The sequence below is a fragment of the Streptomyces cyaneofuscatus genome, assembly GCF_033109485.1.
GTDB classification, from domain to species: Bacteria; Actinomycetota; Actinomycetes; order Streptomycetales; family Streptomycetaceae; genus Streptomyces; species Streptomyces cyaneofuscatus.
On record NZ_CP137002.1, the window covers coordinates 1,137,065 to 1,150,417 of the forward strand.

A 13,353-nucleotide genomic window follows, 5' to 3' on the forward strand; every position below is an offset into this window, starting at 1 on the left:
TCGGCCGATCATGCCAGGAGCGGGGTGCGGGGCGCGCGATCGCGCCAGGCCTCGGGACGGAGGCCGGGGCGAGGCGGGGTGGACTTACTAGGACGTCCAACTATATGTTCGTGAGCAGAGGGGCGACCGGCATGGTGCCGGGCGCCTCGAAGGCCCGTGGTGTCAGGGAAGCCGGTGCGATTCCGGCGCGGTCCCGCCACTGTGACCGGGGAGTTCGTCCTCGCAGGACACGCCACTGACGGTGCAGAAGCCGTCGGGAAGGCATGAGGGCGCGCGCTGATCCGGGAGTCAGGATACCGGCCACGGGATTGTTCCGTGTTTCCACGAGGATGGAGCAGACACGCATGGCACCGGTCCGCACCCACGGCCCCGCAGGCACGTCCCGGCGAGCGGTTCTCCCCGCCCCCTGACGGCCCCGCCCTTCGCGTCCCCCCTGGCGGCAGCCCTTCCGCGCCCCCGCGCACCCGACCGGTGCGTGGGCCGGTGGCAGCCGTGCGCCATCCCCGGATCTCTCCTGACGATCTCACCGACGAGAGCAGGTTTCCATGGTCCGCGAACTCACCCATTTCATCGGCGGCAAGCACACGCCCGGCACCTCGGGCACGTACGGCGATGTCTACGACCCCAACACCGGCCGGGTGCAGGCCCGGGTGCCGCTGGCCGACCGGTCCGAGACCGAGGCGGCCATCGCCGACGCGGCACAGGCGCAGGTCGAGTGGGGCGAGTGGAACCCGCAGCGCCGGGCCCGCGTCCTGCTGCGCTTCCTCCAGCTGGTCGAGAAGGAGAAGGACTCCCTGGCCCGGCTGCTCTCCTCCGAGCACGGCAAGACCGTGGCCGACGCGCACGGCGACCTCTCACGCGGCCTGGACGTGGTGGAGTTCGCCGCGGGGGTGCCGCATCTGCTGAAGGGCGAGTTCAGCGACAACGCGGGCGCCGGGATCGACGTCCACTCGCTGCGCCGGCCGCTCGGCGTGGTCGCGGGCATCACCCCGTTCAACTTCCCCGCGATGATCCCGCTGTGGAAGGCCGCACCGGCTCTGGCCTGCGGTAACGCCTTCATCCTCAAGCCGTCCGAGCGGGACCCGTCGGTGCCGCTGCGGCTGGCGGAGCTGTTCCTGGAGGCGGGGCTTCCGCCCGGGGTCCTCAACGTCGTCAACGGCGGCAAGGAGGCCGTGGACACCCTGCTGGAGGACCCGCGCGTCAAGGCGCTCGGCTTCGTCGGCTCGACGCCGATCGCCGCGCACATCTACGCGACGGCCGCCGCCCACGGCAAGCGGGCGCAGTGTTTCGGCGGGGCGAAGAACCACATGATCGTGATGCCGGACGCCGATCTGGACCAGGCGGTGGACGCGCTGATCGGCGCCGGTTACGGCTCGGCGGGTGAGCGGTGCATGGCGATCTCGGTGGCCGTGCCGGTCGGTGAGGAGACCGCCGACGCGCTGGTGGCCCGGCTCACCGAGCGGATCGCCGAGCTGCGGATCGGGCGCTCGGACGACCCGGACGCCGACTTCGGGCCGCTGGTGGGCCGTGACGCGGTGGACCGGGTACGCGGCTATGTCGACCTCGGTGTCGAGGAGGGCGCCGAACTGGTCGTGGACGGGCGCGACTTCACCCTCGAAGGCCACGAGGACGGCTTCTTCGCGGGCGCCTCGCTCTTCGACCGGGTCACCCCGGACATGCGGATCTACCAGGAGGAGATCTTCGGCCCGGTGGTCTGCGTGGTGCGTGCGGCGGACTACGAGGAGGCCCTGCGGCTGCCCTCGGAGCACCTGTACGGCAACGGCGTCGCCCTCTTCACCCGCGACGGCGACATCGCCCGCGACTTCACCCGCCGGGTCGAGACGGGCATGGTCGGCGTCAACGTGCCGATCCCCGTGCCGGTGGCGTACCACACGTTCGGCGGCTGGAAGCGGTCCGGTTTCGGCGACCTCAACCAGCACGGGCCGGACGCCATCCGCTTCTACACCCGTACCAAGACCGTCACTTCGCGCTGGCCCGCCTCCGGGATCCGGGACGGCGCGAGCTTCACGATTCCGACCATGGGATGACTGCCGTGACCACCCTGCTCAGCGACGACCAGCTCGCGGTCGTCGAGACCACACTCGACTTCGCCCAGGAACACCTGGCCCCGCACGCCGTCGCCTGGGACCAGGACAAGCACTTCCCCGTCGACGTCCTGCGGAAGGCGGCGGGGCTCGGCCTCGGAGGTGTGTACGTACGGGAGGACCTGGGCGGCTCCGAGCTGTCCCGCTCCGACGGGGTCCTCGTCTTCGAGGCCCTGGCCACCGGCTGCCCGTCGGTGGCGGGCTACCTCTCGATCCACAACATGGTCGCCTGGATGGTCGACCAGTACGGCACCGAGGTCCAGCGCGGCCGGTATCTGCCGGAGCTCTGCACCATGGAGCAGCTGGGCAGTTACTGCCTGACCGAACCGGGCGCGGGCTCCGACGCGGCCGCGCTGCGCACGCGCGCGGTCCGCGACGGCGACCACTACGTGCTGACGGGGACCAAGCAGTTCATCTCCGGCGCGGGCGCCACCCACCTCTACATCGTGCTGGCCCGCACCGGCGAGGACGGGCCCGGCGGGATCTCCGCGTTCCTCGTCGAACGGGACGACGAGGGGCTCTCGTTCGGGGCCAACGAGAAGAAGATGGGCTGGAACGCGCAGCCCACCCGGCAGGTCGTGCTGGACGGGGTGCGCATCCCGGCCGACCGGATGCTGGGCGCCGAGGGCGAGGGTTTCCGGATCGCCATGAACGGCCTCAACGGCGGCCGGCTCGGCATCGCCGCCTGCTCGTTGGGCGGCGCGCAGAGCGCGCTGGACCGCTCGCTGGCCCATCTCGCGGACCGGGAGGCGTTCGGCGGGCCCTTGCTGAACGCGCAGGCGCTCCAGTTCCGGCTGGCCGACATGGCGACCGAACTCGCCGCCGCCCGAGCACTGGTGCGACAGGCCGCCGAGGCACTGGACCGGAAGGTGGGCGGGGCACCGGAGTTGTGCGCGATGGCCAAGCGCTTCGCCACCGACACCGGCTATTCCGTCGCCGACCGGGCGCTCCAACTCCACGGCGGTTACGGCTATCTGGCCGAGTACGGCATCGAGAAGATCGTGCGGGACCTGCGGGTCCACCAGATTCTGGAAGGGACCAACGAGATCATGCGCGTCATTGTGGCCCGGAGCCTGACGGGAGCCCTGCGATGACCGAGGAGCAGCTCGTACGGGTGCACACCGAAGGCCGTACGGGGGTGGTGACCCTGAACCGGCCGAAGGCGCTCAACGCGCTCACCCACGCGATGGTGGAGACGATCGCGGCGGCCCTGGACCGGTGGGAGCACGACCCGGAGGTGGCCACCGTGGTCATCACCGGGGCCGGGGAGCGCGGCCTGTGCGCGGGCGGCGACATCCGGTCCATCTACGAGGACGCCCGCGTCGGCGGCAAGGCCTCGGCCGCCTTCTGGCGCGACGAGTACCGGCTGAACGCCCGCATCGCCCGCTATCCGAAGCCGTACGTCGCGGTCATGGACGGCATCGTGATGGGCGGCGGGGTCGGGGTATCGGCGCACGGCAGCGTCCGGATCGTCACCGAGCGGTCCAAGGTGGCCATGCCGGAGACCGGGATCGGCTTCGTGCCGGACGTCGGCGGCACCTACCTGCTGGCGCTGGCCCCCGGGGAGCTGGGCACCCATCTCGCCCTGACAGGTGCGGTGGTGGGGGCCCGGGACGCGCTGCTGTGCGGGCTGGCCGACCACTTCGTACCGGCGGGAGAGCTGCCCGCGTTCCTGGCCGAGCTGCGGACCGAGGCCCCGGCGGCGGCACTGCACCGCCACGTCCGGGAAGCGCCTCCAGGGGTGTTGGAGGACAACCGCGCCTGGATCGACGACTGTTACGCGGCCGACACGGTCGAGGAGATCGTGGAGCGGCTGCTCGCATCGGACGTCCCGGCGGCCGGCGAGGCGGCCGCCACGATCCTCGGCCGGTCCCCCACCGCGCTGAAGGTCACCCTCGCCGCACTGCGCCGGGCCCGTGAACTCGGTCCGTTGGAAAGGGTGCTGGAGCAGGAGTACCGCGTCTCGTACGCTGCGCTCTCCTCCGCCGATCTGGTGGAGGGCATCCGGGCCCAGGTGATCGACAAGGACCGGGCGCCGCGGTGGTCGCCCGGCACGCTCGTGGAGGTCACGGACACCGACGTGGCCCGGTACTTCGCTCCGACCGGCGACGAGGAACTCTCCCTCGCCGTAGCCGACTCACCGCAGGAGGTGCCCTGGTGACCACGACCGTCGCATTCATCGGCCTCGGCCACATGGGCGGCCCGATGGCCGCCAACCTCGTCAAGGCCGGGCACCGGGTGCTCGGCCACGATCTGGTCGAGACGTCTCTGGCCACCGCCGTGGAGAGCGGGGTGGAGCGGGCCAAGTCCGCCGCCGACGCGGCCGCGGTGGCCGATGTGGTGATCACCATGCTGCCCGCCGGACGCCATGTCCTCTCCCTGTACGGGCAGGAGGGGCTGCTCGCCGCCGCCCGCCCCGGCACCCTGTTCGTCGACTGCTCGACCATCGACGTGGCCGACTCCCGCGCCGCCCACGCGGCAGCGGCGGCGGCCGGTCACCGCTCGCTGGACGCCCCGGTCTCCGGCGGGGTGGTGGGGGCCGAGGCGGGCACGCTCACCTTCATGGCCGGGGGCGAGGAGGCCGCGTTCGCGGAGGCCGAACCGCTGCTGGCGGTGATGGGAAAGAAGGCGGTGCACTGCGGCGGGGCCGGTGCCGGGCAGGCGGCGAAGATCTGCAACAACATGATCCTCGGCGTCTCGATGATCGCCGTCAGCGAGGCGTTCGTCCTCGCGGAGAGCCTGGGCCTCTCGGACCAGGCGCTGTACGACGTGGCGTCGGCGGCCTCCGGCCAGTGCTGGGCGCTCACCGTCAACTGCCCCGTCCCCGGCCCGGTCCCGACCAGCCCGGCCAACCGCGACTACCGCCCCGGGTTCGCCGCACCGCTGATGGCGAAGGACCTGGGGCTGGCCGCCAACGCCCTGCGCGCGGGCGGCATCGATGCCGAACTGGGGCTGCGGGCAGCCGAGTTGTACGCACGGTTCGCCGATGGGGCCGGAGCGGAGCAGGACTTCTCCGGGATCGTCCGGGCCATCCGGGCCGCCTCGACAGCCACCACCGTCACAGAGAAGGGCACCACCGCGTGAGCGAGAACAGTGAGAGCGCGTCCACCCCGGGCCCGTACGGGACCATCCTGGTCGAGCGCCGGGGCCGTACCGCCCTGCTCACCCTGAACCGCCCCAAGGCGCTCAACGCGCTCAGCCTGGACGTCATGCGTGAGACGGTCGAGGCGACCGAGGCCCTGGACCGGGACCCGGACGTCGGCTGCATCGTCATCACCGGCAGCGGGAGCAAGGCGTTCGCGGCGGGGGCGGACATCAAGGAGATGCAGCCCCGGAGCTACATGGACATGTATCTCAGCGACTGGTTCGCCGCCTGGGACCGGCTCGGCCAGCTCCGGACCCCGACGATCGCCGCCGTACGGGGCTACGCCCTGGGCGGCGGCTGCGAGTTGGCCATGCTGTGCGACCTGGTGATCGCCTCGGAGACGGCGGTCTTCGGGCAGCCGGAGATCCGGCTCGGGGTGATCCCCGGCATCGGCGGCTCCCAGCGGCTGACCCGGGCGGTCGGCAAGGCCAAGGCGATGGACCTCTGTCTCACCGGCCGGAACATGGACGCGGAGGAGGCGGAGCGGGCCGGCCTGGTGTCCAGGATCGTCCCGGACGCGGATCTGCTGACCGAGGCACTGGCCGTCGCGGACACGGTCTCCGGTATGTCGGCGCCCGTCGTGATGATGGCGAAGGAGGCGGTGAACCGGGCCTTCGAGACCACGCTCGCCGAGGGCGTCCGCTTCGAACGCCGCCTGTTCCACGCGGTGTTCGCGACCGCCGACCAGAAGGAGGGCATGAAGGCGTTCACCGAGAAGCGGGCCGCGGAGTTCACCCACCGCTGATCCCCGGGGGCGGTGCGAACCGGCCGTCGGCGACCACCGGGTACGGCACATGGGTGCGCCGGTCGGGGTCGACGGCCAGCCGGCCCCCGGCCGGGGGCCGGGCCCGCTGGGCGCAGTCCTGCCGTTCGCAGATCCGGCAGCCGAGCCCGATGGGGGTGACCGACCGGGGGTCGTCCAGGGCCAGGCCCTCGGCGTACACCAGGCGGTGGGCGTGGCGGAGTTCGCAGCCGAGGGCGACGGCGAAGTCGGCCCGGGGCGCGCGGTGCCCGAATCCGCCGCGCGTCACGGTCCGGGCCACCCAGAAGTACCTTTTGCCGTCGGGCATTTCGGCGACCTGGGTGAGAATGCGGCCGGGCGCGGAGAACGCCTCGTACACCGTCCAGAGCGGGCAGGTGCCGCCGAGCCGGGAGAAGTGGAAGTCGCTGGCGGACTGCCGCTTGGAGATGTTGCCCGCCCGGTCGACGCGCAGGAACGAGAACGGTACGCCCCGGTCGCCGGTCCGCTGGAGGGTGGAGAGCCGGTGGCAGACGGTCTCGAAGCCGACGCCGAAGCGGGCCTGGAGCAGCTCGATGTCGTAGCGCAGCTCCTCGGCGGCCCGGTGGAACGCGGTGTACGGCATGAGCAGGGCACCGGCGAAGTAGTTGGCGAGGCCGATCCTGGCGAGTCCGGCGGCCTGCTCGGAGGCCAGTTCGCCGCCGGCGACCAGGGTGTCCAGCAGTGATCCGTGTTCCAGCAGGGCGAGTTGGGTGGCGAGCTGGAAGGCGCGCTGGGCCTCGCTGAGCCAGGGCGAGAGCAGCAGGAGGCCGCTGTCGGGATCGAACCTTCGTGCGTCGGCGGCCCGTTCGGGGCCGGTCACCACGACGGTGATGCCGTGGCGGGCCGCGAGGCGCTCCTTCAGGGCGTCGGCGGTGCGGCCGGCCGAGCCCGTGCCGAGATCGGCCGCCGTGCGTTCGGCGACGGCGTCGAGGGCGCCGAAGTGGTTGTGGTGGGCGTAGAAGAAGTCCCGTACCTCGTCGTGGGGTTCGGCGGTGAGGAGCGGATCGCCGTCCTGCGGCGGGGCGAGGGCGACGACGCGTTCGGCGGCGTCCCGGTAGCGGTGGTGCAGGGCGACCAGCGCGCGGGCCACCTCCGGGTGGTCGCGGGCCACATCGGCGGCCTCCTCCAGCGGCACCCGGGTCCCGCAGGCCTCGTCGCCGAGCGCGGCGCGCAGGTCGGTGGCGAGGCGCTCCTCGTCGGCCTCGGAGAAGAACTCCGGGTCGACGCCGAAGACCTCCGCGATCCGCAGCAGCACCGGCGCGGTGAGCGGGCGGCGGCTGTGTTCGATCTGGTTGAGGTAGCTGGTGGAGAGGCCGAGCGCGCGGGCCAGCTCGACCTGGTTCATCCCGCGCTCGCGGCGCAGGCGCCGCAGCTTGGCGTGGGCGTAGATCTTGCGTCCGGCAGGCCGTGCCATGGTGCGCGACTCCTCTCCCCCGCCCCGTCCTCCACGCTGAGGACTGCTGCGAACCTAGCATCCGCATCTTTCGCAACATTCGCAGATTCGCAGCTCAGGGCTGTACGGATTGTGCACAGTGGAGCGGTCGCCTCGGGGGCGTCGACGGGGAAAGCTCCTCTCGTACCGCAGATCCGCACCACCGATGTCGCGAGGAGCCCTGTGATCGACCACCACGTCCGCGTCCACCCCAGCGCCGACCGGCTGCCCCGCCAGGAGCAGCTCGCCTGGAAGCTGGCGGCCGTCGCCACCGGCACCCAGGACGCCTCCGCGCTCGACCCGCAGGCGGCCGCGATGGCCGTCAACCGGGTCGCCGACAACGCCTCCGTCGCCGTGGCGTCCCTGCTGCGCCGGCCGGTCGCGGTCGCCCGCAGCCAGGCGCTGGCGCACCGCGCCACGCCGGGAGCGGCCGTGTTCGGCGCGGCGCCCGGTGTCCGGGTCTCCCCCGAGTGGGCGGCCTGGGCGAACGGCACGGCCGTGCGGGAGCTGGACTTCCACGACACGTTCCTGGCCGCGGACTATTCGCACCCGGGTGACAACATTCCGCCGCTGCTCGCCGTGGCCCAGCACACCGGGCGGACCGGGGCGGAGCTGCTGCGCGGGATCGTCGCCGCGTACGAGATCCATGTGGCGCTGGTCCGGGCCATCTGCCTGCACGAGCACCGCATCGACCATGTGGCCCACCTGAGCGCCGCCACCGCGTGCGGGCTCGGCGCGCTGCTGGGGCTGGACACGGAGACCACGTACCAGGCGGTCCAACAGGCGGTGCACACGACGACGGCGACCCGGCAGTCGCGCAAGGGCGAGATCTCCAGCTGGAAGGCGTTCGCCCCGGCGTTCGCGGGCAAGGCGGCGATCGAGGCGGTGGACCGGGCGATGCGCGGCGAGGGGTCGCCGTCGCCCGTCTACGAGGGTGAGGACGGGTTCCTCGCGCGGATGCTGGACGGGCCGGACGCGGCGTACACGGTGGGGCTGCCGGAGCCGGGCGAGGCGCGGCGGGCGATCCTGGACACGTACACGAAGGAGCACTCCGCCGAGTACCAGGCGCAGGCGGTCATCGACCTGGCGCGGCGGCTGCGGGAGCGGACGGGCCCGACGGAGAAGATCCGGTCGATCGTCCTGCACACCAGCCACCACACGCACCAGGTGATCGGTTCCGGTTCGGGCGACCCGCAGAAGTACGACCCGGCGGCGAGCCGGGAGACGCTGGACCACTCGGTGCCGTACATCTTCGCGGTGGCGCTGGAGGACGGTGTCTGGCACCACGAGCGGTCCTACGCCCCCGAGCGGGCGCAGCGGCCGGGGACGGTCGAGCTGTGGCAGCGGATCTCGACGGTGGAGGACCCGGAGTGGACCCGGCGCTACCACGACCCGGACCCGGAGCGGCGGGCCTTCGGTGGGCGTGCGGTGGTCACGCTGGTGGACGGCACGGTGATCGAGGACGAGCTGGCGGTGGCCGACGCGCACCCGGCGGGGGCGCGGCCGTTCGACCGTACGGGGTACGTGGCGAAGTTCCGTACGCTCACGGAGGGCATCGTCGCAGCCAAGGACCAGGACCGTTTCCTGGCGGCGGCCGAGGGGCTCGCGGAGCTGCCGGCGGACGGGCTCGACGCACTGTTCCCGGCCGTGGACACGGCGGCGGTCGCCGCCTTCGACGCGGGGCTCCCGAAGGGGCTGTTCTGATGCTGCACACGCGTACGACACCGGCCGAGCGCCGCCGCTCGTTCCGCGAACAGCTGGCCTCCGGGCGGCTGTTGCGGATGCCGGGCGCGGTCAACCCGTACTCGGCGCGGCTGATCCAGGAGGCCGGGTTCGAGGCGGTGTATCTGTCGGGGGCGGTCCTCGCCGCCGAACTGGCCCTCCCCGATATCGGTTTGACGTCCTCCACCGAGATCGCGGCGCGGGCCCAGCAGATCGCCCGGGTCACGGATCTGCCCGCGTTGATCGACGCGGACACCGGGTTCGGTGAGCCCATGAACGCGGCGCGCACGGTGCAGTTGATGGAGGACGCGGGGTTGGCCGGACTGCATCTGGAGGACCAGGTCAACCCCAAGCGGTGCGGCCATCTGGACGGCAAGACGCTCGTGGGGCGCGAGGAGATGGTCCGTAAAGTACGGGCCGCCGTGGACGCCCGCCGCGACCCGGACTTCCTGCTGATGGCCCGTACGGACGCGCGGGGCCCCGAGGGGCTCGACGCGGCGATCGACCGCGCGAAGGCGTACGTCGACGCGGGCGCGGACGCCGTCTTTCCCGAAGCTCTCGCGGACGAGGCCGAGTTCGAGGCGTTCCGGGCGGCGGTCGACGTACCGCTGCTGGCGAACATGACGGAGTTCGGCAAGGGCCCCCTGCTGGACGTGGCGACGCTGGAGAACCTCGGCTACAACATCGCCCTCTACCCCGTCACCCTCTTCCGCCTCGCGATGGGCGCGGTGGAGGACGGGCTGGCGGCCCTGGCCGCCGACGGCACCCAACAGGCCCTGCTGCCCCGGATGCAGACGCGTTCGCGGCTGTACGAGGTGCTCGGCTACGAGGAGTACGGCGCGTTCGACTCGGCGGTCTTCGACTTCACCCTGCCGCCGGGCGCCTGACCGCCAAGCCCCTCATCCACATACGCCCGGAGGTTCACCATGCCCGCACCCGCACCCGCCACCCCCGAGATCCACCGCGGTCTCGCCGGGGTCGCCGTCGACACCACCGCCATCTCCACCGTCATCCAGGAGACCAACTCTCTGACCTACCGGGGCTATCCGGTCCAGGATCTTGCCGCCCGCTGCTCCTTCGAGGAGGTCGCGTACCTCCTCCGGTACGGCGAGCTGCCCAGCCCCGCCGAGCTGACAGCCTTCGAGGCCCGTGAGCGCGCGCTGCGGCCGCTGGACCGCACCACCGCCGAGCTGCTGGCCCGGCTGCCGGAGACCTGCCACCCGATGGACGTGCTGCGCACCGCGGTGAGCTTCTTCGGCTCGGAGGACCCCACCGAGGAGGACGACAGCACCGCCGCCCACCACGCCAAGTCCCTCGCTCTGCTGGCCAAGTTGCCGGTCGTGGTCGCCGCCGACCACCGCAGGAGGCACGGGCTCGCCCCCGTCCCGCCAGACCCGTCGCTGGGGTACGCGGAGAACTTCTTCCACATGTGCTTCGGGAGCGTGCCGGATCTCGAAGTGGTGCGCTGCTTCGAGGTCTCGCTGATCCTCTACGCCGAACACAGCTTCAACGCCTCGACGTTCACCGCCCGGGTCGTCACCTCCACCCTCTCCGACCTCTACAGCGCGGTGACGGCGGCGATCGGGGCGCTGAAGGGGCCGCTGCACGGCGGGGCCAACGAGGCCGTGATGCACATGCTCAACGAGATCGGCGACCCGGACCGGGCGGAGGAGTGGCTGGACGGGGCGCTCGCGGACAAGCGGAAGATCATGGGCTTCGGGCACCGCGTCTACCGGCACGGCGACTCCCGCGTACCGATCATGCAGGAGGCCACCGACCGGCTGGTGGCGCGCGCGGGCGACCCGGACGTGACCCGGCTGGCGACCCTGCACGCCGCGCTCCGCCACGCCATGATCAGCCGCAAGGGCATCCACCCCAACCTGGACTACCCGGCCGGGCTCGCGTACCACCTGATGGGGTTCGACATCGCGGCCTTCACCCCGATCTTCGTGATGAGCCGGATCACCGGGTGGACCGCGCACATCAGCGAGCAGCTGGAACACAACGCGCTGATCCGCCCGCTCGGCGTCTACAACGGACCCGACCAGCGAGCGGTGCCCCCACAGAGCGGGGGTGATCGGAGCGAGGGATGATCGACGCCCCCGCGCGCGTTATAGCCGGATGTGTCCGGCTCATCGCCGAGCCGGGCCGAGGCAACTGGAGCTGGAGGCGGCGCTGTGCACGGTGAGTACAAGGTTCCCGGCGGCAAGCTGGTCGTGGTGGACCTGGACGTGGAGGGCGGGGCGCTGCGGAACGTCCGCGTGGCCGGGGACTTCTTCCTCGAACCGGACGAGGCGATCCTCGCGATCGACGCGGCGCTGGAGGGCGCCCCGGCCAACACCGACACGGCCGGGCTCGCGGCCCGGATCGAGGCGGCGCTGCCCGACTCCACGGTGATGCTCGGGCTGAGTGCGGAGGGCGTCGCCGTCGCCGTACGCCGGGCGCTGGCGCAGGCCACGGAGTGGAGCGACTACGACTGGCAGCTCATCCACGACGCGCCGCAGTCACCCGCGCTGCACATGGCGCTGGACGAGGTCATCACCGCCGAGGTGGCGGCGGGGGTGCGGCCGCCGACGCTGCGGGTCTGGGAGTGGGACTCCCCCGCCGTCATCATCGGCAGCTTCCAGTCGCTGCGCAACGAGGTCGACCCGGCGGGTGTGGAGCGGCACGGTGTGAACGTCGTACGCCGGATCTCCGGGGGCGGCGCGATGTTCGCCGAGCCGAGCTCCACCATCACCTACTCGCTGGCCGTCCCGCAGTCCCTCGTCTCGGGGCTCTCCTTCGCCGACAGCTACGCCTATCTGGACGACTGGGTCCTCGAAGCGCTGGCGGACATGGGCATCAAGGCCTGGTACCAGCCGCTCAACGACATCGCCACCGAGGTCGGCAAGATCGCGGGCGCGGCCCAGAAGCGGGTGGTGGGGCCGGACGGCGGGCCGGGGGCCGTGCTGCACCACGTGACGATGGCGTACGACATCGACGCCGACAAGATGCTGGAGGTGCTCCGCATCGGCAAGGAGAAGATGTCGGACAAGGGCACCCGGTCGGCGAAGAAGCGCGTCGACCCGCTGCGCCGCCAGACCGGCCTGCCGCGCCAGGTCGTGATCGAGCGCATGATCGAGTCGTTCCGCAAGCGCCACGGCCTCACGGACGGCAGCGTGACGGCGGCGGAGTTGGCGCGCGCCGAGGAGCTCGTACGGACGAAGTTCGCGACGGAGGAGTGGACGGCCCGGGTGCCGTAGCCCGGGTGCCGTAGGGGGTGTCACGCGGGCCCGCATACTGGGAGGCATGGACAGAGCGCAGCCAGGCTCCGGGGTACGGGAACGGCTCGGCCGGTCCCTGTTCTCCCGGGTGGCGGGGCCCTCCGGGCCGGAGAACCGGGCCCGGATCCACAACACCCCCGGCCCCCGCTGGTTCGGCCCGGACCGGCCGGTGCGCCGGGTGCACGGGGACGCGTCCATGTTCATCGGCGGGCTGCGCGCCCTGCTCCTCCAGTCGCTGCACCCCCTCGCCATGGCCGCCGTCGCGGGCCACTCGGGGTTCAAGGGCGATCCGTGGGGGCGGCTCCAGCGGACCAGCACGTTCCTGGCGGTGACCACGTTCGGCACGGCCGACCACGCCCAGGAGGCGGTCGACCGCGTACGGTCCGTGCACGAGCGGGTACGCGGGACCGCGCCCTCCGGGGAGCCGTACCACGCGGCCGACCCGCACCTCCTGTGCTGGGTGCACATCGCCGAGGTGGACAGCTTCCTCCGCGCCCATCAGCGGTACGGGGCACGGCCGTTGGACGGCCCCGGCTGTGACGGGTACATCCACGACATGGCGACCGTGGCCCACGCCCTCGGAATCCCCGACCCGCCGCACGACCGGGCGGAGCTGGCCGAGCGGATCGCCGCCTACCGCCCGGAGCTGCGCGCCACCCAGGAGGCCCTGGACGCGGCCCGCTTCATCCTTCTGCACCCGCCGCTGCCCTGGACGGCCCGTCCCCCGTACGCCGTACTCGCCGCCAACGCCGTCGCCGCGCTCCCGCCGTGGGCCCGGGAGCCGCTGGGGCTGCCACGGGTGCCGGGGGTCGAGGAGGTCTGCGTACGCCCTGCCGGGAAGGCTCTGACCCGGACCATCCGGTGGGCGATGACCCCGCCGCCTCCGTCCGCCTGACCCTCCGGGT

11 protein-coding genes and 1 riboswitch are annotated in these 13,353 nt (G+C 72.4%); of the genes, 10 read left to right on the plus strand and 1 reads right to left on the minus strand.

What is annotated here, in order from left to right; all coding sequences use genetic code 11:
• Window positions 1-140: 140 nt before the first annotated feature.
• Window positions 141-319, plus strand: a riboswitch (cobalamin riboswitch).
• 226 nt (window positions 320-545) lie between these two features.
• Genes R2B67_RS04705 through R2B67_RS04725 form a run of 5 tightly spaced genes read left to right on the plus strand, consistent with a single transcriptional unit; the run spans window position 546 to window position 5,995 of the window.
• On the plus strand, window positions 546-2,048 hold the full coding sequence (locus R2B67_RS04705) for a CoA-acylating methylmalonate-semialdehyde dehydrogenase (RefSeq protein WP_317816571.1): 1,503 nt from the start codon (window positions 546-548) through the stop codon (window positions 2,046-2,048).
• A complete protein-coding gene (locus R2B67_RS04710) occupies window positions 2,045-3,199 on the plus strand; it encodes an acyl-CoA dehydrogenase family protein (RefSeq protein WP_317816573.1) in 1,155 nt (384 codons plus the stop codon). The genes R2B67_RS04705 and R2B67_RS04710 overlap by 4 nt, the downstream gene beginning before the upstream one ends.
• Window positions 3,196-4,266 (plus strand): enoyl-CoA hydratase/isomerase family protein, encoded by a 1,071-nt coding sequence (locus tag R2B67_RS04715; RefSeq protein ID WP_317816574.1) that lies wholly within the window; start codon window positions 3,196-3,198, stop codon window positions 4,264-4,266. Before R2B67_RS04710 ends, R2B67_RS04715 begins: the two co-directional genes overlap by 4 nt.
• Complete coding sequence (mmsB, locus tag R2B67_RS04720; RefSeq protein WP_317816575.1) at window positions 4,263-5,189, plus strand: 3-hydroxyisobutyrate dehydrogenase; 927 nt, start codon at window positions 4,263-4,265, stop codon at window positions 5,187-5,189. Before R2B67_RS04715 ends, mmsB begins: the two co-directional genes overlap by 4 nt.
• Complete coding sequence (locus R2B67_RS04725) at window positions 5,186-5,995, plus strand: enoyl-CoA hydratase (RefSeq protein ID WP_317816576.1); 810 nt, start codon at window positions 5,186-5,188, stop codon at window positions 5,993-5,995. The genes mmsB and R2B67_RS04725 overlap by 4 nt, the downstream gene beginning before the upstream one ends.
• Here the strand turns inward: R2B67_RS04725 and R2B67_RS04730 are convergent.
• Window positions 5,982-7,445, minus strand: coding sequence for a short-chain fatty acyl-CoA regulator family protein (locus tag R2B67_RS04730; RefSeq protein ID WP_317816577.1), 1,464 nt, complete (start codon window positions 7,443-7,445; stop codon window positions 5,982-5,984). The two genes, R2B67_RS04725 and R2B67_RS04730, sit on opposite strands and share 14 nt — an antisense overlap.
• 201 nt (window positions 7,446-7,646) lie before the next feature.
• Here R2B67_RS04730 and R2B67_RS04735 point away from each other — a divergent pair, with 201 nt between their 5' ends.
• The 5 genes from R2B67_RS04735 to R2B67_RS04755 all read left to right on the plus strand — a co-directional run bounded on the left by R2B67_RS04735 (window position 7,647) and on the right by R2B67_RS04755 (window position 13,343).
• Window positions 7,647-9,167: an MmgE/PrpD family protein gene (locus R2B67_RS04735; protein WP_317816578.1), complete on the plus strand. Its 1,521-nt coding sequence runs from the start codon at window positions 7,647-7,649 to the stop codon at window positions 9,165-9,167.
• Window positions 9,167-10,072, plus strand: coding sequence for a methylisocitrate lyase (gene prpB, locus R2B67_RS04740; RefSeq protein WP_317816579.1), 906 nt, complete (start codon window positions 9,167-9,169; stop codon window positions 10,070-10,072). Before R2B67_RS04735 ends, prpB begins: the two co-directional genes overlap by 1 nt.
• Window positions 10,073-10,111: 39 nt before the next feature.
• A complete protein-coding gene (locus R2B67_RS04745; RefSeq protein ID WP_317816580.1) occupies window positions 10,112-11,278 on the plus strand; it encodes a bifunctional 2-methylcitrate synthase/citrate synthase in 1,167 nt (388 codons plus the stop codon).
• Between the two features lie 84 nt (window positions 11,279-11,362).
• Window positions 11,363-12,427 carry a lipoate-protein ligase LplAB gene (locus R2B67_RS04750; RefSeq protein WP_317816581.1) on the plus strand — a complete coding sequence of 355 codons (1,065 nt, stop codon included), beginning with the start codon at window positions 11,363-11,365 and terminating at the stop codon, window positions 12,425-12,427.
• Between the two features lie 46 nt (window positions 12,428-12,473).
• Window positions 12,474-13,343, plus strand: coding sequence for an oxygenase MpaB family protein (locus tag R2B67_RS04755; RefSeq protein WP_317816582.1), 870 nt, complete (start codon window positions 12,474-12,476; stop codon window positions 13,341-13,343).
• Window positions 13,344-13,353: the final 10 nt, after the last annotated feature.

Bases quoted from the DNA above. Each gene is read 5' to 3' on its own strand.
- R2B67_RS04745 (WP_317816580.1), top strand. From the start codon at position 10,112: ATGCCCGCACCCGCACCCGCCACCCCCGAGATCCACCGCGGTCTCGCC.
- R2B67_RS04730 (WP_317816577.1), bottom strand. From the start codon at position 7,445: ATGGCACGGCCTGCCGGACGCAAGATCTACGCCCACGCCAAGCTGCGG.
- R2B67_RS04715 (WP_317816574.1), top strand. From the start codon at position 3,196: ATGACCGAGGAGCAGCTCGTACGGGTGCACACCGAAGGCCGTACGGGG.
- R2B67_RS04710 (WP_317816573.1), top strand. From the start codon at position 2,045: ATGACTGCCGTGACCACCCTGCTCAGCGACGACCAGCTCGCGGTCGTC.
- R2B67_RS04705 (WP_317816571.1), top strand. From the start codon at position 546: ATGGTCCGCGAACTCACCCATTTCATCGGCGGCAAGCACACGCCCGGC.
- prpB (WP_317816579.1), top strand. From the start codon at position 9,167: ATGCTGCACACGCGTACGACACCGGCCGAGCGCCGCCGCTCGTTCCGC.
- R2B67_RS04755 (WP_317816582.1), top strand. From the start codon at position 12,474: ATGGACAGAGCGCAGCCAGGCTCCGGGGTACGGGAACGGCTCGGCCGG.